Below are 22,064 nucleotides of genomic sequence, written 5' to 3'. Positions count from 1 at the left end.
TGACTGCATGCGCCAAGTTTTCTTAATCCACAACCCATTGCCACTCTTGTTCTTTCTTATCAAAAATAAGCCAACCCGTCTCTGTTGCTTCTTCTTTTAATTCATCGATATTATCTAGTACCTCATCCGTACTTTCATACGAACCAACTACATATACCGGAATTTCAAGACCCCTTCTTGACTCAATTTTCCCTGCCAGATCAATATAAAGACCATCTTCCATTAATGGAAGAAGCCCCATAATCACTTCTTTTGAAATTGCTGGGAAAATTTTTGATTTTTGGAAGAAAGAAAAACGTTTCTTACCGAAAGCACCAAGTTTATAAGGAATAACTTTACTTAACATCCCTACAAAGTCTGCAATCCTACGATAATACACTTTGTTGTACCATCCGTCATCATGTGAAAAATAAACAAATCTATTTTTCAATAACGGAAAGAACGTTCTTGCAAGTGGTTCTTTTTTGTGAGCCAAATATAAAAGCTCTGCAATTTCTTTTGGCTCTAGTTCATCTAAATCGCTTGCATCATCAAAATCTACCCAACAAAATTCATCAAATTCATCAATCTCTGCTTGAATTAACTTATGTATATTTTCTTCCTCAACATATTCAAATAAAGTATGATAATGAAAATCTGTCCATTCAAAGTTATGCTTTAAAAGCAACACTTGATGAAGCGGTGAAGGGATGTTACTTGCAAACTCTTTAAACGTAATTCCTGATGTAATAAAACAATGACCTCGACGATTACCATTAATATATATCATATTCTTTACTTGGTCAGATCCTCCAGACAAAGCACCTAGCCACCTTCGTTTTATATGTTTCAATTCTATAGCATATTTTAACATGAAAAATTTTAGAAACATAGAAAAAACTTCAAAAACTATTTACAATTTCATGTGTTTTATTACATAGTGATTACAAGAAAAAACACCTGCTCGTAAGCAGGCGTTTTTAAAGGATTTCATCTGGGTTTTGAGGATGATGATTTCCCTCTTTCTTTTCATCTTTTTGGAACATCGATTGAATTTTATCAATTGTTTGTGGAGCTAATTCAATCATTTTTTCCGCTAAATGTGTCGCATTTTGTAGATGCAGAATATTTACTCCATCTTTATTCACCACAAGAAATGCTACTGGTGTAATAGAAACACCACCCGCGCTACCGCCACCAAATGCAGGGTTACCGTTCGCTCTTTGTCCATCATTCGTTTGGAAATCAGAACCTCCTGCTCCAAAACCGAACGCTACTTTAGAAACCGTTAACACTACACCACCGTCAGCCGTCTGAACAGGCTCTCCAACAATCGTATTTACATCGACCATTTCTTTTAAATTTTCCATTGCTGCTTTCATTAACCCTTGAATTGGATGATCCACCGTTCATAACCTCCTTTGTCATATCTTTCCTAGTTTTTCCGAAAGTTTGTGAACTAAACATAAAATTTTATATTGCTTTCAAAAAACTCAAGTTGTAAAATTCAGAAAAATAAAAAATATTCCATTTTATGATGATACGAAAATTAAGAAAGATCATGAACAAGTATCCGCTTACCCAAAAGAAGAAGCAACCCATAACTGATTTATTATTGGAGATATAGAGTCTTTCGGTTATGAAACAGACTTTCAAGATCTGTGGGGAGTATTTCAAGAGAATGGAACATTAAAATCAATTTTACTCGGCTTCCATGATTCATTTATACCATGTAGTAAAGAAGAATTTGTTACCTCTCATTATGAAGCACTTCTTTCCGCATATAAGCTGATAAAACTCTCTGGAAAGTCAACTATTGTTGAACGATTTAAAACTGTTTCAAATATACAGCTCGGTGCTAAAAATGAAATATATTTTATAAATGTCTAGATGCCGACAACTTACCTAGTACGCCTGACCAAGAAACAATTAAACTTGCCACACTAGATGTTGTAGAGCGAATTATACAATTGCGAAGTAACATCATTGAATTTCCTACAAGATCAAACTGCTGAGGAATACACACTATTAGGGGAGCGCCAGTATATTGGAAAAATCCACGTTAAGAGCATGCAAGATTTCATACAGGTTTTTGGCTAATTCAGTAACATACGAGAACCCTAAAACCTACGCTAGGATAGGGATACATATAAAGTTGCATAAAATTATATAAAAAGAAAAAGGCAGATTCCTTTTGAGGGTAGGTAGGATTTCTCCATGTGCTTGCTACCAATCAGGAGACGTTATGTTAATTGAGGATGAACACAATATATAATAAAAATCCCTCGTTTTTTCTTCTTATCACATGATAAGATGATTATAAGTGATAAATTTCAAAATCATTAGAAAATACAAAAGGATTGATTACATGAAAAAAGGATTAGGATTACTTGTAACTATAATGATTGAAGCTGGAATTGTATATAAATCATCTAAGATCTTAAAATGGAGTTTTGTTGATTTAACTTTCTTCGCTGGAATATGTTTTGTCATTATTACATATTACTTTAGCAGTAAAGGCGGATTTTCTAGCAACAGTGTTCGCCTTCAAGCTCAAGCTAGATTGGGTATTAAAGTAGAGGAAGAAAAATTTGAATTAAGTGTAAATCCTATTTTAATAGGATCTATTGTATATACAGTATTATCTTTAATACTTGTAGTAATAAGTTATTGGGGTTACTTTATCAAATAATTTCACTTCCAATAACGAGAATTATGTAAATGAGCTGTCCAAACGGATGGCTTATTTTATAACAATCCAACTGCTGGACGAATTTATAAACGATTAGGTTTTAAAGACATTGGAATGTGGACGATGTATCGATAAAATTAATTTTTTGAAGGAGAAAATAATATGGATTACAAGGGTTCTCATTATCTTTCCCATTTTGTTTCCCCTTTCGTATTTTTAAAATCTATATGTATTTTCCAACTACTTTACAATTCTACTAATTCACTCTCAGTCATATATCCTCTATGCATTTCCTCTACAATCTTATCATGATTAAAACGTAATACTTTTTCATCACCTAAATAGCCCACTGGATAAGGAACACCTACATAATCAAAATCATGTTTATCTGCTGAAATGATCATTCTTCCAATAACCATAACAGGTTGGTTTAATTCTTTTAGCTTTACAACTGAACCAATCGGGAAAAGCTTCATCGTCATTCTTCATTCTTTTTAGATATATTCTTCGACTTGTTACTCAAAATTTCTAATAGATAGGAAATTCCAATACCTATTCCACCAATAATTAATGCTGCAATAGCTGTTAAAAACCTTTTTCCCATTGGCTGTGGAAAAAAGAATGAAGAAAAAATAGCACCACGGTAAAAATACACATCAAAATACGTCCTTGTTTAAACATGTGTGCTTACTCCTTTTTTCAGCTTTCAAGAAAAAACCTCCTCCGAAACCTTTATGGGTTATCTCCCTCGAAATTGCTCTTAATAGATATTATTATCATGATGATTTCCCCCTATTGCATTTGCCTTATTTATGTTTAAATTTACTATGCGTTCGTTCATAAAATTTATTAGTCCCAAGTGCACATGCTCCTAAAATAAGAACACCTATAATAAAACCAACCTTTTTAGGTAATTCATAAGGAGACATTATAGCGACTACAAGAAATATAGCAATTGCAACATATGTAATATATTTTCCAACCTTAAATGGTTGCATATTAATATGCTCCTCTCTTAATCTCCAATATTAATGGTACCACCTATCCCATAACCATCTCTAACGTATAATCCCGTTTCTTTTCCTAATTAATATCGGATTATCCCTATCCTTTTTCAAACTTTATTATTCTTTAAATTTGTTATATATCCGTCCTACTACTTTATTCGCCCCCAAGGAAATGGCTCCTAAAATTAAAACAAAAATAATAAGAGCAATCTTTTTAGGTAGGCTATATGGCAGTAACATAGAAAATATAAGAAGTATTAAAACTGCAACATATGTAATATATTTCCCAGCCTTTAATGGTCGCATATTAATACACTCCTCTCTTAATCCTCAAACTTAATGGTATCGCCTACGACATAACCCATGGTCTCCTATAACTAGAGTAAAATCTAATATAAGAAAAGATTTCATTCAACTTCTTACTTATTAACCGTAACTTCTATTGCTAGTTTGGCTGTCTACATAATCAAAATTACATTTATGTGCCGATTCGATCAGTATAACAATAATCATCAAAATTGTTTTAATCCCTCTAGTTTCACTACTACTCCAATCGACAAAAGTTTTATTTATTTCACTTTTTATGTATCTTTTGATAAATTCGTTCAAATAAAACTGAAGACCACACAGCTATTACACCGAATAAAAATATTACGAGTACATTTATTAATCTTGTTTTATTGTCTGCTGGCACCATAAAACTCGCGATGAGCGTTACTAATGTGCCAATAACAATTATAATTCTTCCTTGCTTTAACATTTAGTTACTCCTTTTTCTTTGTCCAAGCTACCTTTATAGCCATATTAACTGAATTTGTATTCATCTACATTTAGAATAATATAATAAATACAAATTTCTCTTCATTTCAATTTATAGAAAAGAAATACTCGTCTAATTTTCCTTCTATCAGAAATACTCATTAATCCAAGTTTCATTTTTTTATCCTTCTGCTAATATAATCCATTAAAGTAATAGCTCCGATCCCCATAGCTCCCCAGAAAACCATACTACATGTATATATTACCTTTTCCTTAATTGAATATGGTCCCATTAGTCCAACAATGATTGAAATTACAACTACTATAATCATTACAATTTTCGCGATTTTCATCATCCTGCTGTTCCTTATCTATCTTTTTATTAAATTTTTGAATGATATTAATAACAACAGAGTTCCACACTAGAGAAATTACAGTAAATAAAATTGCAACTAAAGCAACTATAATTCTATCTTTCCATGTGTTCTGTACTACCATTGATAGTATCATCATTATTAATCCAAAAGTGCATATAAATATTTTTGTACCTTTACGCACATTCAAATTATCTTCACACTTCTTTCTAAAACTGAAAAGAAAATTTTTCATTCACCAGCATTAACAATTAACAGAATTATATCTACAATAAATCAGATCCTTACTTTCTTAAACAAACTAATTATTTCTATTCTCTCTAAATTTATTAGTTATGTATTCTACTAAGTTTGTACTCCCAAGAGGCATTGCATCGAATACAAGTATAAAAGGGAAAATTCTATTAGCAATAGCCATTACTATAAACCCAATAATTTTAATGATTTTTGACGATTTTAACATTCTCTTATTCCCCTTGTTTTTTAACTTTACAAATAGACCACCAACTACTTTTCCGATTGGTAAAATTTTTATTTATTTCTCTTTTCTTTGCTTTTTTATAATGTAATCTAATAATGTAAGTCCACCTAACCCGATTGCACCATAAACGACCATACCTAGTGTATGTACTCCCTTTTCTTTTAACGAAAAGGGAGTTATTAGTCCTGCAATGATTACTATTAAAATTGCTATAATCATTACTACTCTTGCAATTTTTATCATCCTATGTCTCCTTTTCCGTCTTCTCAAACTATACAAATCTACACCTTTGAGTTTTACTACCTTCCCCACTGGAAACTTTTTTATTTATCCTCTTTTATCTTTTGCTTCGTTAATAAAATTCATCAAATATGTAAATCCAATTGCTAATCCGCCAAAAACAAGTACAAAAAAGAAAGTAAGTATTCGATCTCCTAATGACTGTGGAAAAAATAATGAGAGTAATGCAATAATAGGTACTGTTATTAAATATATAGTTCTCATTCGCTTGAAAGGTCGCATTTATTTACCCCTTTTTCTATTGAATTTCTCCATAAGATTTATAACAAATGTGTTCCATACTAGAGAAAATCCAGTAAATATAAGAACAGCTAGCGAAATAACAATTTTATCTTTCCACGTCTCTCCGGTTATCATAGCTAGTGTGATTAATAGTACTGCTGCTGCACAGATTACTATTTGTGTAACTTTGCGCATAGTAATCCCCTCCTTACACACCTTTATCATCAAATTTACCCACTTCTTTCATTAAAACTCCTTTCTCAAGTTCCTCCGACTCAATTACAATTGCCATCAATCCCTTTTCCGTACTCGTTTCATGAAATTCCCCCTTCTCCCAAAACACAGCTTGTCCCGCTTCCACCTTTACTTTTTCTTTATCTTCTCCGCATACATATCCTTCTCCGTCCACAATAAGAAGCAGTTGCGATACAACTGCTTCATGATATCCAATTATTCCATTCTCTCGTAAATGCATAGCACCAATATGTACATTTCCTTTTTGGTTTAATATTTTCGACATTATGAAATTAGATTGAAAGGCTGCTATGTGTTTTCCTACTTTTTCACTAAAATCAAATATCTTCATTTCTAGTCCTCCTTATATGTATAAAACCATCCTTACTGTCTGCATCATATGTCCTTCAAAATCTTCTTCAAATTCTTCTAATTGTGCAAAACCTTTCGCATCATAAAAACGTTTTCCTTTTTCATTCGCTGCTTCTACATGAATGTATAGTTTCCGAATTCCTTTTAATACTGTTAACCCTTTTTGTAATAAAGCACTTCCTATCCCTTTCCCTTGTTGCTCTGGTAACAAATAAATTGCTCCTAATTCTGCTTCGTTTTGCAGTCTAACAGGTGAAAAATTTGCAAAGCCAATGACTTCTCCCTCTTCTTCTGCAACGAATAAATGTGTATTCTCAAGACGATATTTCATTTTTTCATCAGAATAAGCCTCGTCTAAAAAACTGTCTTGAATCTCTCTCGGAATAATGCCTTCGTATGTATCATGCCAAGCTATTTTCGCTACTGATTGTACAGCATGAATATCTTCCTGCTTCATTTCTCTAATTACATATGTCATCTCGATGTCTCCATTCTCTTTAAATTATATTCTGCTAATATACGAGAAGAAATGGCAGAACCATTTTCATAATTCACCTTTATTAATTTTAATTTCTCAATTGAAGCTGTTGCAAAATCAAATTTTTCATAAATATATTCCATTACGCTTAAAAACTGATTTGTATGTAATCTATTTGCAATCGTACAATGCGGAACCCACTTTCCCGGTACGTAATATGAATTTTGGTTGTCATGAAAATTGTTAAAATAATCATGATAAGAATGATGAAATTTTAACAATGCATCAGTAACAGTCGGTGCTAAAAAGACTGTTCCGTTAGTAGGAAAAACTCCAACAGAAGGAAAAGTTACTGGGTCCGTATTTTCTTGCATAACTACAAACTCCCCTAATTTCTCCTTATACAAATGAACATTTAACTCATTATAATCAGCTAACGTAATATGAGGTTCTGCTCCGGCTAATTGATTTGTGCCAATGATATTTGTTAATTCATTTTGCAATTCTGTAATTTTATTAGTAAATACACGATCAAATGTAGCAATAATAGCGTACATATCCCTTCACCCCTTTACACATAGCGCTTCCCATTCTTCACGAATCATTCCCATTCGAATAGAGTCATAGTACGTTCCGTTATAATAACGGCATTTTCGCATTCTACCTTCTAAGCTCATTCCTATTTTCTCCGCCACTTTCATCATTCGTTCATTGCCAGACCAAGTCGTGAGCCCTACTCTACCAATCTCCATCTTTTCAAATAGTAAATCCCGATATAACGTTAACGCTTCTGTACCGTAGCCGCCATTCCAGTAAGCCGGATTATAAATGACAATTCCCATCTCCAACCAACGCGTCGGTTTATACTCCCAATAAAATCCGACCGTCCCTATAACTTGACCGTTATTTTCTATAATTAAATTGGATAGCGGTTCTTCTTTTAAACGAGTTTGCATCTTTTCCTTATAGGATGAGTATTCTTGCATTGAAAACGGAAAATACGGTGCATCCCATTTTTTCCATTCTGGATTTTCTTCTTTAAACACGAGATTCCATAATGTTTTTATATCTGATTCTTCAATTGTACGAATTGTTACTCTATCCCCTTTTATGATTACGCTTTTCATAATTTCCTCCTACACTCCTCTTTATTTCATATATAATTATAATATTTTTTCTGAAAAATCAAAACAGATATCGTTTATTATATTGTATAATTTTGTTATAAGATACCAATTATTCATGTAGAAAGCTGGTGATTCAATGAATAATCGATTTAGTATTACTTTATTTCTCACTATTGTTACGACAAATATTATTCTCTATTTCTTCTTACCATCAAATATTGTTACGAAATGGGACTTCAATGGAACACCTACATCAACAATGGATAAAGCTACTTTTGTTATCGTAAATATAATTATATGTTCCTTCGTATTCTTTTTATTTTTAGCTTTATCTAAAGCAGCGAGTAACCAGAAATTTCTCCATTTGATCAGCAACGCAATTTTACTATTCTTATTTTTTGTTGATATTGTCATTGCCCTTATCGCTCTTGGCTTTTCACTTCCTCTTGATCATTTCATATTTTTAGCATTAGGGCTTTTATTTATATTACTAGGTTATTTCAGCTCCAAAATTGATACGAGTAAATCAACAGTTTCATTGGAATGGAATGATAAGCACCTTGAAAAAAGAGCTTCAAATATTTGTAGTATTTCAATGATAATAGCAGGTATTTTCCTGTCCGCGCTTCCATTTATTGTTCCTGCTCCGTATAGGGGTTATGCTATACTTGTAATTATTTTAGGAATGACGCTTGTCATTTTACCGAGTACGATTTACTTACTTATGAAAGACAGCAAGCAATCTACTCATTTAAAAAGGTAATAAAAAATAGGAGGTTCTATACCTCCTACTTCAGCTAAACATTTTCTTTTTCATTTTTCTATCTCAACTAAAATACCTTTCTTTATCCAGCCCTCTATTCCATCTCTTTTAACTAAATCATATCCTGAACAGCTTCCATCAATGAGCGAAACAATGTCCCCTTTGCTTACACTTATTTGTGCACAAGAAATATCGGTTTTCACTGTGTACTCACCTGACTCAAGTTGCCTAATGTATTCATTTTTCACAGAAAGTAATGTATTCGTTTCCTTTTGCTTACATATTGTGTATTCTTGCCCCTTCTCTATCAGCTTTATGTAATAATACGGATAGGTAACCCCGCCCTGCATTTCTGTGTTCGCATTAAAATCTGCAATCACTTCATATTCTGGAAAATAGTCTACATATGTATAAGAAAACATATCTCCTGTTGGTTCCCTCTGAATGATGAATGCGTTTAATTGCCCTGCCTCTTTAATCGCATTTCCCCCATCAATCGCAATCATCTTTTTCTCCTTATCAATAACTGGATTGTTAGACGGTGCTTTATCTGAATAGTTTACAACAGGCCAATGACCGACAACTACATATTTATGTGCTCTATGTGATTTATTGAAAAACTCCGGCATTGCTATCGCGTTTTTTCGTTCTGTTTCTTTCCAATCCTCTCTATCTTCAAGGCCAGCATGTACAAAGATATAATCTTCCGTTTCAATCGCTGTTGGTAATTCTGTTAGCCACTTTATTTCTTTTGAGAAATGACACATCAATATGTTTTTCACTTCACAAATATCACTTTCTTCATGAACGGTAACATTCAATTGTGCTAGCCATTCATTTAAAATTGTATTCTTTCTCGTACATAAATAATTTATTAGCGCAGGATTTTCGTTTACAAGTGCTTCAACTACAACCTCACAATTCCCTTCTATTACATACACATTTGGCTTACTAACTACTAGATCCATCACATAGTTTACGACACCAATACTATTTCTTCCTTTCTCACAAAGATCGCCATTAATAATTAAATAATCTTCATCTTGAAAATTAACTTTATGTAGTAGTTCCTTAAAAAGATCTAATTCTCCATGAATATCAGAAATAATAATGACTCTTACATCATTTGGTATAGATAATTCCTTTATTTTTTCCAAGTATAAACGCCCCTAACCTTCCCCAAATTCAACATTCCCATGTTAATTTCTAATATTCGACAAATTATATGACTAGACCTGTCCCTAACCCAAATCTGAAAAAGAAAATAGGTTCCATATATTTTTACACACGGAACCTACTTAGTATTATAACGCTTTATAAAAAGAATAGCTTACCTTATTAAAGCCCTCTCTCTCATAAAAACGATGTGCATCCATTCTTGGAAACGCAGATGTAAGAACGATAGAACTGCACCCTTTTTCTTTCCCCCATTTTTCTACATACGACAGCAGAACATTACCATACCCTTTTGATCTGTGAGCTTCCGCAGTTACAAGGTCATATACATAAACATGTTTCTCATTATAAAAATTCGTACAAATTGCTACACCAGCTAGACTAACCACTGCTCCCTCTTCATTACGTAGCGAAAATAGTTTATAGTTTTCTTCTTTCATTTTTTGAAATAAACAACTTGCTTCTTCTCTTGGAAGTTTTGTTCGTAATTGCTGTAATACAGGAAATACATCGTGTAAATCCGCTTCTGTTACTACTTCTTTAATATTCATTATGATTCTCTCCTTACTATTTATAAAATTTTCTAAATGTTATATCATCATTATAGAAAGCGACTGCCCTTAGTTTAAGTGACAGTTCTATTCTTTTTTATAAGGCCAGTATAAAAAGGAGCGTCTACAAATGGATCTGACTATCCCATTAATGTTACAAAATAAAACACCTATTTACTTACAAATTTACGAATATATGAAACGAGAAATCTCTCAAGGATCACTACGTGCTGGTACACGCCTTCCTTCTCATAGAAATTTAGCTATGCAACTTAATGTGAGCCGTATTACAGTTGAATCCGCTTATCAACAATTACAAGCTGAAGGGTATGTAGAAAGCAAACCGAAACGCGGGATTTTTGTTGCGGAAGTTGATATTGATGTCATTCAAAAGAAACAGCAAATTGCGTCAAACATTGTTAACATTAAAGAAAGCGAACAATATGATTATGATTGTAGTCAAGGACTTATTGATCAAAAAGCTTTTCCCATAACAAACTGGAAAAGAGCGTTACACGAAACTTTATTTCAGTATGAAAATGAATTATTTGCTAAAGAGGATCCACAAGGTGAGCTCGTTCTACGAGAACATATTTCAAAATATTTATACCATGCTCGCGGGGTACATTCTTCACCTAATCAAATTATTATTGGAGCAGGTACGCAGCCTCTTCTTTGGCTACTCCTTCAACTACTTGGTTCAAAAAAAGAATACGGAATCGAAAATCCTGGATTTCACCGTATACCTGCTATGATTCAAAGTTGTGGCCTTCCTGTTCACCCGATCCCTTTAGACGATAAAGGGATTCATATTTCCGCTTTACGTGAATCCGGTTCCAATGTGGCATATGTCACTCCATCTCACCAGTTTCCACTCGGAATCATTATGCCATTATCTAGAAGACTCGAGTTATTAAAATGGGCGAATGATTGTAAGGGGTATATTATTGAAGATGATTATGATGGAGAATTTCGCTATATTGGAAAACCTATTCCTTCTTTACAGGGGCTAGATTCAAATGAACGTGTTATTTATATGGGAACTTTTTCGAAATCTTTTTTGCCTTCTTTACGAATGGGATATATCGTTTTACCACCTCATCTGCTAAAAACCTATAAAGAACTCGGTGGTATGTATAAACAAACGGTTTCTACCATGCAACAGCTTACCTTTGCTACCTTTATTCAAAGCGGTGATTGGGAACGTCATATTAACCGAAGTCGTATGTTATATAAAAGAAAACATATTTCTTTAATTAAATCTATTACAAACGAAATGGGAAATAACGTGCATATACTCGGTGAACAATCCGGACTTCATATTGTACTTCACGTTCATAACGGGATGAATGAACAAGAACTTATTCATTCAGCTGCAAAAGAACGTATTAAGTTATACCCTCTCTCCACATACGATTCTGTTCATAATGTGAGGGAGGAGTCATATGTATTGCTCGGTTTTGGCAGTATTCCAGAAGATTGTATCAAAACTGTTGTCAAATTACTGAAAAAAGCGTGGTTCCCTACATAAGAATAGCTCCACGTAAGTTATACTTACGTGGAGCTATTTTCATTTACTATTTTTCTGACCTCGCTGCCCTTCCCGGACGTTTGACACCAGTTGTTTCTGTTGAATAAGACGCTTCAATTATAGCAGTTGGATCTACAGAGAGAACGAGATCTTTCATTTTCGGATAAATGAAACGGTTTGTAATACAATAAATGATTCTCTTATGTTCTCCTAAAAAACCACCTTCTCCATGTAGATACGTAACGGATAATTGCAATTCTTCCATAAGTAGATCGCCTATTTCTTTATTTTTACCAGAAATAATCATAACGCTCTTTCCTTGATTAATGCCATCTAATATGAAATCAATCATCTTCGTAACAATATAGAAAATTGCTAATGAGAACATCGCTTGTTCAATTGAAAACAAAATGGCAACAAAGATGAAAATAACCGCATTTACAGCAAGTAAAAATGTACTAATCGGCACTTTAAAATGTTTATTCATCCAAACAGCTAACATTTCTGATCCATCAATTGCTCCGCCCATTTTTACTACAATCCCTACACCAACACCAAATAGAACTCCTCCATAAAGAACAATTAACAATTCAGAAGTTGTAATTGCTGGAAATGGTTTCAAATAAATCAATCCGAGTGTTGTCACAACATTTGCATAGGACGTACGGATAAAGAACTTCTTTCCCATTACTTTTGCAGTAAATAATAAAATCGGGATATTAATCCCCAAGAACACTCCATAAAGCGGCAATCCTGCAACTTTATTCGCCATAATAGCAATGGCTGTTACCCCGCCATCTACTAATCCATTAGGCGCTAAAATAAGCTCTAATGAACCTGCTACAATAATTGAGCCAATTGTTAATAATACGTATTCAAATACTTTCTTCATTCATTACCCCCAAAACTTATATATTTTCTTAGTATTATTTTAACGTAATTTCTCTACTAATACAAAGATATCAGTTTATATACACAAAAGTTTCACCTTTATAGTGATTTTCATGTAATTTTTTATTGAAGCACACTTACCCATTGTAGTAAGTGTGCCTCAAGCATTTATTTAAGTTTCAAGTACGAATTCATTTTCATTTTAAATATTTCATCAACTGCCCTTTTATATCCACCAGCATTTCGAAGTGACTCTCCAACTTTACGACTATTTTCCTTAAACGTTACATCATTCATCACTTTCTTTACAGACTCTCGTAACAATTCAGAAGTGAGTTCTTTACGATTTAGCCTTATTCCAGCCCCTACTTCATTTACTCGTTTCGCAACTAAAGGCTGATCTCCTGTTACCGGAATTACAACTAACGGGACACCGTAATATAGTGCTTCACTCGAACTATTCATACCGCCGTGTGTCACGAATACATCAGCATACTGTAATAGTTCTAATTGTGGCACATAATTATACACCTTAAAGTTATCAGGAATGTTTTCAAATTGACTTATATTTATCTTCTTACCAACAACTAATACGACTGTCGCTTCTACATCTTTAAAAGCTTCAAAACATTTTTCATATAGCTCAGGTTGTTCATTAAAAACTGTTCCCATAGAAATGAAAATCAATTTTTTATCTTTTAAATCTTCCATAGGAAATCGCCCTACTTCTTTACGCGTAGCAATTGATGGACCAACAAACTTATACGATTCATCAAATACATCTGAACGCGGCTGATATTCTTTTGAAGTATACACAATCGTAATATCACCTGGATGGTTCATAATATCATACATACTATTACATTTCATTCCATACTGTTTGTTCCATTTTTCCATTCCCGCTAAACAAGATTGATACAATGGATTCATTTCATCTACTTCTCTTGATTCATGTTCATCGTTAAAAGTAATGTACTGATTAAAAGCAAACGTTGTACAAGAAGAGACACTAGGTAATTTTAAAACATTGGCTATAATACGTCCTACTGGAAAATGATTATCATATATCAAATAATCGTACTTTTCCCCTTTTGTTTCTTCTACAATTTGAGTAACAATACGTTCTGATGCTTCCATCATATGAGACAGCATCGTCAAAGGACTCCCACCTTCATTTACTCGCTCCATAATATTAATTTGAGAGAGGAAATTCTCAAACTCTCGGAATTGTGCACCTGTTGCTTCAATCTTCTTTCTATAATCTTCAATGCAATACGAAACAACTGTCTCCCCTCGCCGAATTAACTCACTTACAATAGCTAAAGTCGGATTTATATGACCTTCTCCAGGGAAATTTATTACGAGTACGTTTGCCATCATATCCTCTCCTATCTAATATTATTAATAATTAATTATATTAATTAATTTAAAACTATTATAAAGGAATCTATTCTATTTCTTCACATTTTTCTCTTCATTTTATTATTGAGAAATATTTTTCATAACCTACATTATAACTCTCATAAAAGAACACTTAACTCTTCATTTACTGAAAAATAAGAGATTTACATTTGGGTATTTTTATAGATTTATTAACAGAAATTATTTTGATAATTCGCACAAAAATAGAAAAATATAATTTACACACTGATTTCTCCCCATGAATGTATGTAAGTTCAATGTTATTCCTATCATTATCCACTTGGAACATATTCTGTTATATAATGAATTTATAGATTTTATAGAATTTACAGAAAAAGGAGCAACTTCATGCTACAACAACTATTCGCTTCACCTATTTTATCTATTCAAACTTTACACCCAGGTTATGAAAAACATGCAAGCGATGTGTTTCTTGTTAAAACAGCATTTGAAGAAGTTATTGTTCGTTCCTCAAAAATGACTGAAGAACCAAATAATGATTTTTGGTGGGGATGTAAAAACCTATTCGGAATTGATCCAAGGAACGTCCATCATTTAGAACTTATACACGAATTATTGAAAAAGCATACTAACTTGCCCATCCCCACTATTTTGCAAAAACATGTTTTAAATGGCCGAAAGTATGTTAGTGTCGAAAAACTAACAGGAAGTACGCTGCAATCCTTTGTCGGACAATCTGATTCAATTTTATTCAGCTTTGGAAAAGGACTAGCAGAAATTCATTCGTTTCAAGCAAATTTTATAGGAAATCCATCAGGTACTTTCCAAGTTCTACTAGAAGACTTTAAGTCTCACATATTAAAAGTCAGTAAAGAACTTGTAAATAGGTTTTATTCCGATAACACGAGCATCCGTAACGCATTTCCTACTTTTGAACAACAACTTTCTTCCTTATCGGTACCAAAGGAAGCAACGCTCGTTTTAATTGATATGGACCCTACTCAGTTTTTATCAGATGGTACAACTATTACAGGTTTAGTAGATACAGAAGCTTACGCAGTTGCTCCTCGAGAATTTGATTTTATCGGCTTAGAATATGTATTTACAGAAAAGGAAGCTCATGCTTTTAAACAAGGTTATGAAACCATCATGCCTATTCCTAATCTTGTAGAATGTAGACGTCCCTATCGATATTTGTACCGTTTATTATCTGTTCAGGGCAGTGTGGAATTAGAAAAGTGGCTAAGTCATCCATCCTATTTTTAAATGCGAAGGTGAGGGATTGTGAAATGAATATTGAACGAAAGAAATCTTTAACAGTAAACGAAATTCAGCAAATGAAAGATTTAGCTCATATTTGCGGGCAACACGATCAAATTGATTACTCGTCAGATTTACATGTAAACTTTTTAACTGCTCGTAATAAAGAAGAGATACATGACTTTTTACTCTATGACGATACTCAATTAGCCGGTGCATTAAGTATGTATGACTTTGAAAGACCTACCAAACTTGAGTTATTAGGCTTTGTTCATCCGAACTATAGGAAACAACATATAGGTACTACTCTTTTACAAACCGCAATGCAAGAAATACGATTAAGAGGGGCAGACGAAGCTCTTCTTATTATGAATGGAGAGTCTGCTTCTGGGAAAGAATTTGCAAAGCATATGAAGTTACCTTATTTATATAGTGAATATAGTATGGAGTTCCAAGCAACAGAAGTGCAAAAACCACCAAAGAATACTATACAGCTCACTCTTGCATCTTCAGAATCACTTCTTGATCTTATTGATCTTTCCAGTCAAGCCTTTGAAGATTCAGTAGAAAATACCTCTATATGGTTACAAAAAATGATGAATTCACCTTTTCATCAAGTGTATTGTGCTCTTATCGATGAAAAAGTGATAGGAACAATTACAATTTCTAAACAAGAGCAATCTACTATACTATCAGGATTCGCCGTTCATCCTTCCTATCAAGGTAAAGGATATGGTAAAGATATTCTTACGTCCATGGTACATATCCTTATTACAAAAGGAGTTTCAACAATTGAATTAGACGTCGAAACGAAAAATAACCACGCATTAAAATTATATAAGCAATGTGGTTTTGAAATGAAAATGAAGCATGACTATTATAATGTAATGAATTTTGAGGTGAATACATATGTCTAAAAAGCTAATTTATTCTGATTATGATATTTTCGCATCCATTTATAATAAACATTGGGGGCATTATGCTGAACAGGCTTATCTACTTTTTGAAAAACTCGTTTTACAATATGCACCACCACATTCTCATATTTTAGATCTTTGCTGCGGGACTGGTCACTTTACTAAGAAATTAATTGATAATTCTTTTGTAGTAACTGGTATAGATGGTTCTGCTCAAATGATCGAATATGCACGTCAAAACGCGCCAGACGCAACCTTTATTGTCGATGATGCTCGTTATTTCAATATAAATAAACAATTTCACTATGTTATCTCTACTGGTGATAGCTTAAACCATATTTTAAAATTAGATGAATTAAAAAGTGTTTTTCGTAATGTTTATTCTATATTACATAGTGAGGGTACATTCGTATTTGATATGAATATGGAAAAAGGTTTTCTAGAAAACTGGAGCGCGTCCTTTCACATTTCAGAAACGGAATATGTTTGTACAATCGATTCTACATATGATAATGACAATAAAAAAGCAGTCATGAACTTTATACTATTTCAACATGACATAGATAATAATTGGACAAGAAGTGACTTTTCTTTTGAAGAAGCTTGTTATTCCAATGAAGAAATAATTTCTTCGCTAGAATCCGTAGGTTTTAAGGACATTCAATCACACGGTACAAACAGAGCATTTTTCATTTGTCAAAAATAAAAAAAACTGAATCATAACGATTCAGTTTTTTCTTAGTATATTTACAATAGCAGCCGTTTCATTATTTTCTTTATACACTCGCGGGATTCTTCTGTCTAACATACATGTAACTTCATAGTTAATTGTACCTAACATATCCGCTATTTCTTCTACTGCGATGTTCTCTTCACCTTGTTTACCGTAGAATACTACTTCGTCTCCTACTTGCACTGGCATTGCTTTGGAAACGTCTAACATGAGCTGATCCATACAAACACGGCCAATAACAGGTACTCGAACTCCATTTATTAATGCATGCCCTTTATTAGATAACTGACGATTATAGCCATCAGCATAACCAATCGGTACAGTGGCAATCCATTCTTCACCAGTCGTTACATACGTATTCCCATAACTTACACCGCGATTTTTCTTCGCATGCTTAATATGGGCTACTTTTGATTTTAACGACAACGCAGGCTGCAGAGAAACAACTGAATGATCTACCTCTTTTGAAGGATACATTCCATAAATTCCGATACCGACACGAACCATATTTTGAAATGTATTGCTAAGTTCCATTGAACCTGCACTATTTGAACTATGAATATATGGAATATGAATTCCTAATTCTTTTGCTGTATTGACAGCTTTCTCAAATAAACTTGTTTGCATATTCGTATATGATTTATCGATTTCATCTGCCGTAGAGTAATGTGTAAACATTCCTACTACCTCTACATACTCCATACGTTTTAATTCTTCTAAAAATGGTTTAACCTCTTCTTCTTGTAAACCAATGCGACTCATTCCTGTATCAATTTTCACCTGAATTTGCGCTTTCTTTTGAAGACGGTTTGCAATTTCATTTATACCTTGTAAATCTTCACTTCTATAAACAGTCATCATAACGTCATACTGAATTGCATCTTCCGCAGCTGCTACTGACGTATAGCCTAAAATTAAAATCGGCACGTTAATTCCTGCTTCTCTTAACTCTATCGCTTCATCTACAAATGCAACTGCAAGCTGGTTTATTCCAGCTTCAATAGCAGCTTTCGCAACTTCAACTGCTCCGTGGCCATACCCATTTGCTTTTACAGCAGCCATCATTGCAATATTTTCATCATTCACACGTTTTTTAAATTCTTTTACATTATGTTTTACTGCATTTAAGTCAACTTCAACAATTGTATCTCTTCCATATTTCAAACTCATTGGTCTAACTCCTAACTCAATAATTGCATTCCATTCTACTTCACGTTTCATATGACCTTTTACAATATAATACTTTTCAATATGCTAGTCAAACTACTAGAATTTTCGGAATTTTGAGTACGATATAATACCCTCAAGAAACTATTATATACGGAGAAGAGGAGAATTACAATGTTTGTACAATCTGCATTGCATCAACTTAAAGTTGCTGTCGATACTTCTATTCAAATGCTTAACCAATATAAAGAAGACGAATTAAAAATACAACCAATTCACTCGAAGCGATCATTATTTGAAATGTGTGCACATCTTTCTCTTATTTGCCATGCTGATTTACTCATTTTAAATGGTATTACAGAAAAAGAGCTACATACTTTCTATAAAGAACAAACACCCGAAACAATTATGCAAATACAACAAACGATGATACAGGGCTACGATTTACTTTCTAAAACTTTTTTATCTTATTCCAATGAACAATTAGCAGAAATTAAGACTGCTTATTGGGGTATTTCTTATTCACGCTTTGAATGGTTGCTGGAAATTGTTACACACTTTTATCATCATCGTGGACAAGTTCATATTTTACTATGTGAGCATATAAAAGATCCTAACATACCTTTATTTCAATAAAGGTATGTTAGACGATATGAAACTTCTCTAAGGCAAATAAAATACCACCTTCACTCGCCTTCTTTGTAACGAAATCAGCTCTTGTTTTTAACTCTTCTCCAGCATTCCCCATCGCAATACCTAATTCTACATACTGCAACATCTCAATATCATTTCTACCGTCACCAAAAGCAACCGCTTCTGATTTACAAATATTTAAATGCTCCAATACTTTTTGAATTGCAGTTAGCTTCGATACTTTACTATTTTCCAATACATTTATAACGTAATTATGAAAACGATCAAATGTAAGCATCGGATATCTTTTAAGAAATTTTTGAGCTTCTATTTCATCTGCATACAGACATAAACAATAGATTTCTTCTGACAAATCCCTGCTTTTTTCTGGATACTTCTCTAAATTCAACGTCTCGCTAAGCGCTTGCATTACACGCTCATTATCCGAGGCTATTCCGTTCATTGCAAAATCCTCTGTAAAATAAGAAACACCGTGACCATGTAATTCTGCAAACTCTGAGATATCATGAACGATTTCACTTGAAAGTACTGATTTATGTAGAACCGTTTCCTCACACTTAATATGTGCACCATTTGCAGAAATAATTGTATGTATGCCCAGCTCTTTAAATTGCGAACATAAGCTATATGGTCTCCCTGTAGTAACAACTACATGAATCCCTTTATCCATTAATCTTCGTATCGCTTCCTTTGTGCTGTCGTGCATACTTCTATCAATCTCACTTAAAAGTGTACCGTCAACATCGAAAAATACAACTTTGTACATAATTCTCTACATCCCGTGCAAATGATTCGTATCATTAATAAAATGTACCGTTTTTTGTTCACCGTCAATTTCAATTAAGCTTATTCCCGTATCTCCTATTTTAAAATAATAGTCCATTGAAATTGGCATTTTGAAAAACGCACGTAATAGACTATTTATTACACCACCGTGTGCAACAATTGCAATTCGGTTATATGTATTCTCTGTTACGATTTTAGAAAAGATGCCTTCTATTCTCATTCTAAATTCAATAAATGATTCCCCGTTTTCAAATCGGTCATGAAGAAACTTTGGCTCTGGATATTTCTTAGCTTCTTCAAATGAAAGACCTGCTTGCACTCCATTATTAAACTCCATTAATTCCTGTTCTAATTGAATTGGGCACCCAATTCCTTCTGCTAACGTTTCACCAGTTTCGCGAGCACGTTTTAATGTACTTGCCCAAATGAAATCTGGCGGAAAATCTGCTTTCACTTTCTGTACAAGTCTTTGCACTTGTTTTCTTCCTTTTTTTGTTAATTCAAAATCAGCTCGTCCTTCATGTACGTTTAAAATATCAGCTTCTGATTCTCCGTGGCGTATTAGTAGTATTTGCATGTTTCTTCACTCCCTTTTTTAATATCCGAAAAATTCCATTATATCATACTCTGAATTTTCTATAATAAAAAAGAGAAATGGCATCCCATTTCTCTTTTTCACTCTTATTGTTCTTTTTCTGTATTATTTAAAGGCAGTTTCTTCGCTTGTTTTTCTTTAAAGATTTCTCCAATTGCCCCGAGAGTACCAAGTGTTTCAATTGCATTAGATGGAATAAAGACTTTATTTGCTGGCCCTTTCGCAACTTCAGCTAATGATTCAAATGATTTGTAAGCAAGTATACGCTCATCTAAATTTGCTTCACGAAGTAATTCAATTCGATTTTGTTCTGCTTTCGCAATTTCCTCAATCGCTCTTGCTTCCCCTTGCGCTTCTAATTCTTTTGCTTCTTTAATACCTTCTGCTTCTCGAATACGTGCTTCTTTATCCCCTTCAGCCATTAAGATTTTACTTTGCTTTTCCCCTTCAGCACGAAGGACTTTATCTTGTTTTGCAGCTTCAGCTTCTAATATGATCGCACGTTTATTACGTTCTGCTTTCATTTGTTTTTCCATTGACGCTTGCACATCTTTTGGCGGGTTAATATCGACAACTTCAACACGTTCAATGCGAACGCCCCATTTTTCTGTTGCTTCATCAAGCGCTAAGCGAATTTCAGTTGAAATTTTTTCACGACCAGATAACGTTTCATCCAGTTCCATTTTACCAATGATTTGACGCATCGTTGCTGAAGTAATGTTACGAACACCATATTCATAGTTCGAAATACCATATGTCGCAAGTTCAGGTTCAACGACTTGATAGAAAATAATTGTATCAATTTCCACTTGTACATTATCTTTCGTAATTACCTTCTGCGGTGGTACATTCGTTTGTTGAATACGCAAGTCGTGATATACGCGAACGCGATCCACAATCGGAATTAATAAATTTAATCCCGGCTGCATAACGCGCTGAAACTTACCAAATCTTTCAACGACTCCAACTTTTTGCTGTGGAATAATTTTAATTGTTAATGCGATAAATGTAACAACAATTAGTGCAAAAATAATCGTTAACGTTAATGCTACCATATTTATTCACTCTCCTTTTTTACTTGTAATATAGTACTATGCCTCTTTATAACAATAACTTTTTCTCCGGCATCAATTGGATCATCTGCAATAGCTGTCCAAGTATCTCCATCCACTTTCACAATGCCGTTCGCCTCATTTGTAATCGCTTGCATAACAATCCCTTTTTTACCTGCAAGCATATCTACTGTATCAGTAAAACCTTTTGCTTCTCGAAAGTTTTTTGAAATTCTTTTCGTAAAGAAAGTCAATGTTAAACTTACAATCGCACCAACAATAACTTGTAACAGTAGTGCTTCAGGAACAAACAAAGCAATAAGACCTCCGACAACAGCTCCAATTCCAAGCCAAAGCATGTAAAATGTAATCGACAACATTTCCGCAATAAATAAAATACCAGCTATTATAAACCAAATTACCCAAGCAGCCATATGCAACCCTCACTTTCTTTCTCATTTTCTATATGTATATGAAGAAAAGAATGGTTTATCCGCCCTTTCTCATACGTGGGCGCTTACTACAAGCTATTGTACATTTTCACTGTTACAATGAGTATTATTAAAATACTATATTAATA

30 protein-coding genes and 3 pseudogenes are annotated in these 22,064 nt (G+C 33.4%); 9 read left to right on the top strand and 24 right to left on the bottom strand.

All coding sequences use genetic code 11. The features are described 5' to 3' along the window. Window positions 1-22: 22 nt before the first annotated feature. Both MR070_RS12780 and ytfJ read right to left on the bottom strand, forming a co-directional pair. Entirely contained in the window at window positions 23-799 is a 777-nt protein-coding gene (locus MR070_RS12780; protein WP_000014091.1) for an oxalate:formate antiporter, read from the bottom strand. A gap of 160 nt (window positions 800-959) precedes the next feature. After that, complete coding sequence (gene ytfJ, locus MR070_RS12775; protein ID WP_000349987.1) at window positions 960-1,385, bottom strand: GerW family sporulation protein; 426 nt, start codon at window positions 1,383-1,385, stop codon at window positions 960-962. A gap of 142 nt (window positions 1,386-1,527) precedes the next feature. On the opposite strand from ytfJ, the pseudogene MR070_RS12770 reads away from it, so the two are divergent. The 3 genes and pseudogenes from MR070_RS12770 to MR070_RS27310 form a co-directional block, all read left to right on the top strand. Continuing rightward, window positions 1,528-1,979: pseudogene (locus MR070_RS12770) on the top strand (GNAT family N-acetyltransferase); the annotation flags it as partial. Between the two features lie 368 nt (window positions 1,980-2,347). Beyond that, window positions 2,348-2,671, top strand: coding sequence for a hypothetical protein (locus MR070_RS12765; RefSeq protein ID WP_000715533.1), 324 nt, complete (start codon window positions 2,348-2,350; stop codon window positions 2,669-2,671). A 51-nt stretch (window positions 2,672-2,722) separates the two neighbouring features. Further along, window positions 2,723-2,806, top strand: a pseudogene (locus tag MR070_RS27310) (GNAT family N-acetyltransferase); the annotation flags it as partial. A gap of 110 nt (window positions 2,807-2,916) precedes the next feature. Here MR070_RS27310 and MR070_RS12755 read toward each other — a convergent pair. The 13 genes and pseudogenes from MR070_RS12755 to MR070_RS12700 form a co-directional block, all read right to left on the bottom strand. Further along, complete coding sequence (locus tag MR070_RS12755; protein WP_002002623.1) at window positions 2,917-3,147, bottom strand: DUF4176 domain-containing protein; 231 nt, start codon at window positions 3,145-3,147, stop codon at window positions 2,917-2,919. Window positions 3,148-3,149: 2 nt separating this feature from the next. Further along, window positions 3,150-3,352 (bottom strand): annotated as a pseudogene (locus tag MR070_RS27115) (hypothetical protein). Window positions 3,353-3,477: 125 nt separating this feature from the next. Beyond that, on the bottom strand, window positions 3,478-3,669 hold the full coding sequence (locus tag MR070_RS12750; RefSeq protein ID WP_001182257.1) for a hypothetical protein: 192 nt from the start codon (window positions 3,667-3,669) through the stop codon (window positions 3,478-3,480). Window positions 3,670-3,795: 126 nt separating this feature from the next. Further along, window positions 3,796-3,984 carry a hypothetical protein gene (locus MR070_RS12745; protein WP_242261429.1) on the bottom strand — a complete coding sequence of 63 codons (189 nt, stop codon included), beginning with the start codon at window positions 3,982-3,984 and terminating at the stop codon, window positions 3,796-3,798. Between the two features lie 268 nt (window positions 3,985-4,252). Then, window positions 4,253-4,438: a hypothetical protein gene (locus MR070_RS12740; protein ID WP_000917620.1), complete on the bottom strand. Its 186-nt coding sequence runs from the start codon at window positions 4,436-4,438 to the stop codon at window positions 4,253-4,255. A 172-nt stretch (window positions 4,439-4,610) separates the two neighbouring features. Beyond that, the gene (locus MR070_RS12735; RefSeq protein WP_071736247.1) at window positions 4,611-4,790 is read right to left on the bottom strand and encodes a hypothetical protein; all 180 of its coding nucleotides are present in this window, start codon (window positions 4,788-4,790) and stop codon (window positions 4,611-4,613) included. A gap of 556 nt (window positions 4,791-5,346) precedes the next feature. Further along, window positions 5,347-5,535 carry a hypothetical protein gene (locus tag MR070_RS12730; protein WP_000589991.1) on the bottom strand — a complete coding sequence of 63 codons (189 nt, stop codon included), beginning with the start codon at window positions 5,533-5,535 and terminating at the stop codon, window positions 5,347-5,349. An 84-nt stretch (window positions 5,536-5,619) separates the two neighbouring features. Then, entirely contained in the window at window positions 5,620-5,814 is a 195-nt protein-coding gene (locus tag MR070_RS12725; RefSeq protein WP_242261428.1) for a hypothetical protein, read from the bottom strand. Beyond that, a complete protein-coding gene (locus tag MR070_RS12720) occupies window positions 5,815-6,009 on the bottom strand; it encodes a hypothetical protein (protein ID WP_087959635.1) in 195 nt (64 codons plus the stop codon). A gap of 13 nt (window positions 6,010-6,022) precedes the next feature. Continuing rightward, entirely contained in the window at window positions 6,023-6,400 is a 378-nt protein-coding gene (locus MR070_RS12715; protein ID WP_087959634.1) for a cupin domain-containing protein, read from the bottom strand. A 12-nt stretch (window positions 6,401-6,412) separates the two neighbouring features. After that, window positions 6,413-6,898 (bottom strand): GNAT family N-acetyltransferase, encoded by a 486-nt coding sequence (locus tag MR070_RS12710; protein ID WP_000222824.1) that lies wholly within the window; start codon window positions 6,896-6,898, stop codon window positions 6,413-6,415. After that, on the bottom strand, window positions 6,895-7,455 hold the full coding sequence (locus MR070_RS12705) for a 2'-5' RNA ligase family protein (RefSeq protein WP_000270878.1): 561 nt from the start codon (window positions 7,453-7,455) through the stop codon (window positions 6,895-6,897). Before MR070_RS12705 ends, MR070_RS12710 begins: the two co-directional genes overlap by 4 nt. A gap of 6 nt (window positions 7,456-7,461) precedes the next feature. Then, entirely contained in the window at window positions 7,462-8,025 is a 564-nt protein-coding gene (locus MR070_RS12700) for a GNAT family N-acetyltransferase (protein WP_044790783.1), read from the bottom strand. 136 nt (window positions 8,026-8,161) lie between these two features. On the opposite strand from MR070_RS12700, the gene MR070_RS12695 reads away from it, so the two are divergent. Beyond that, window positions 8,162-8,788: a DUF1648 domain-containing protein gene (locus tag MR070_RS12695; protein WP_044790782.1), complete on the top strand. Its 627-nt coding sequence runs from the start codon at window positions 8,162-8,164 to the stop codon at window positions 8,786-8,788. 50 nt (window positions 8,789-8,838) lie between these two features. Here the strand turns inward: MR070_RS12695 and MR070_RS12690 are convergent, their stop codons facing one another. Both MR070_RS12690 and MR070_RS12685 read right to left on the bottom strand, forming a co-directional pair. Continuing rightward, a complete protein-coding gene (locus MR070_RS12690) occupies window positions 8,839-9,945 on the bottom strand; it encodes a metallophosphoesterase (protein ID WP_242261427.1) in 1,107 nt (368 codons plus the stop codon). Between the two features lie 147 nt (window positions 9,946-10,092). Further along, window positions 10,093-10,515 carry a GNAT family N-acetyltransferase gene (locus MR070_RS12685; protein ID WP_001021907.1) on the bottom strand — a complete coding sequence of 141 codons (423 nt, stop codon included), beginning with the start codon at window positions 10,513-10,515 and terminating at the stop codon, window positions 10,093-10,095. Between the two features lie 130 nt (window positions 10,516-10,645). Between MR070_RS12685 and pdxR the strand changes: the two genes are divergently transcribed. Continuing rightward, complete coding sequence (gene pdxR / locus MR070_RS12680) at window positions 10,646-12,046, top strand: MocR-like pyridoxine biosynthesis transcription factor PdxR (RefSeq protein WP_000366289.1); 1,401 nt, start codon at window positions 10,646-10,648, stop codon at window positions 12,044-12,046. A gap of 46 nt (window positions 12,047-12,092) precedes the next feature. Here the strand turns inward: pdxR and MR070_RS12675 are convergent, their stop codons facing one another. Next, window positions 12,093-12,938: a YitT family protein gene (locus MR070_RS12675; protein ID WP_242261426.1), complete on the bottom strand. Its 846-nt coding sequence runs from the start codon at window positions 12,936-12,938 to the stop codon at window positions 12,093-12,095. Between the two features lie 167 nt (window positions 12,939-13,105). After that, entirely contained in the window at window positions 13,106-14,314 is a 1,209-nt protein-coding gene (locus MR070_RS12670) for a macrolide family glycosyltransferase (RefSeq protein ID WP_000024484.1), read from the bottom strand. A 393-nt stretch (window positions 14,315-14,707) separates the two neighbouring features. Between MR070_RS12670 and MR070_RS12665 the strand changes: the two genes are divergently transcribed. Genes MR070_RS12665 through MR070_RS12655 form a run of 3 tightly spaced genes read left to right on the top strand, consistent with a single transcriptional unit; the run spans window position 14,708 to window position 17,203 of the window. After that, entirely contained in the window at window positions 14,708-15,586 is an 879-nt protein-coding gene (locus MR070_RS12665) for a nitrate reductase (RefSeq protein WP_242261425.1), read from the top strand. Between the two features lie 23 nt (window positions 15,587-15,609). Further along, entirely contained in the window at window positions 15,610-16,497 is an 888-nt protein-coding gene (locus tag MR070_RS12660; RefSeq protein ID WP_044790777.1) for a GNAT family N-acetyltransferase, read from the top strand. Continuing rightward, a complete protein-coding gene (locus MR070_RS12655) occupies window positions 16,490-17,203 on the top strand; it encodes a class I SAM-dependent DNA methyltransferase (RefSeq protein ID WP_044790776.1) in 714 nt (237 codons plus the stop codon). Before MR070_RS12660 ends, MR070_RS12655 begins: the two co-directional genes overlap by 8 nt. A 21-nt stretch (window positions 17,204-17,224) precedes the next feature. On the opposite strand, the gene alr is transcribed toward MR070_RS12655, so the two are convergent. Further along, window positions 17,225-18,400, bottom strand: coding sequence for an alanine racemase (gene alr, locus MR070_RS12650; protein WP_041184210.1), 1,176 nt, complete (start codon window positions 18,398-18,400; stop codon window positions 17,225-17,227). Between the two features lie 171 nt (window positions 18,401-18,571). Between alr and MR070_RS12645 the strand changes: the two genes are divergently transcribed. Then, window positions 18,572-19,033: a DinB family protein gene (locus MR070_RS12645; protein ID WP_000498022.1), complete on the top strand. Its 462-nt coding sequence runs from the start codon at window positions 18,572-18,574 to the stop codon at window positions 19,031-19,033. 7 nt (window positions 19,034-19,040) lie between these two features. On the opposite strand, the gene MR070_RS12640 is transcribed toward MR070_RS12645, so the two are convergent. The 4 genes from MR070_RS12640 to MR070_RS12625 all read right to left on the bottom strand — a co-directional run bounded on the left by MR070_RS12640 (window position 19,041) and on the right by MR070_RS12625 (window position 21,918). Further along, window positions 19,041-19,817: a Cof-type HAD-IIB family hydrolase gene (locus tag MR070_RS12640; protein WP_139895537.1), complete on the bottom strand. Its 777-nt coding sequence runs from the start codon at window positions 19,815-19,817 to the stop codon at window positions 19,041-19,043. Window positions 19,818-19,823: 6 nt separating this feature from the next. Beyond that, window positions 19,824-20,414, bottom strand: coding sequence for a histidine phosphatase family protein (locus MR070_RS12635; RefSeq protein WP_139895538.1), 591 nt, complete (start codon window positions 20,412-20,414; stop codon window positions 19,824-19,826). A gap of 104 nt (window positions 20,415-20,518) precedes the next feature. After that, on the bottom strand, window positions 20,519-21,487 hold the full coding sequence (locus MR070_RS12630; protein WP_000226261.1) for an SPFH domain-containing protein: 969 nt from the start codon (window positions 21,485-21,487) through the stop codon (window positions 20,519-20,521). Between the two features lie 2 nt (window positions 21,488-21,489). Next, window positions 21,490-21,918 (bottom strand): NfeD family protein, encoded by a 429-nt coding sequence (locus MR070_RS12625; protein WP_000741988.1) that lies wholly within the window; start codon window positions 21,916-21,918, stop codon window positions 21,490-21,492. Window positions 21,919-22,064 lie beyond the last annotated feature (146 nt).

The organism is Bacillus cereus group sp. BfR-BA-01453, from assembly GCF_022662915.1.
Taxonomy (GTDB): Bacteria; Bacillota; Bacilli; order Bacillales; family Bacillaceae_G; genus Bacillus_A; species Bacillus_A paranthracis.
This window is presented reverse-complemented; position numbering and strand designations above follow the sequence as displayed.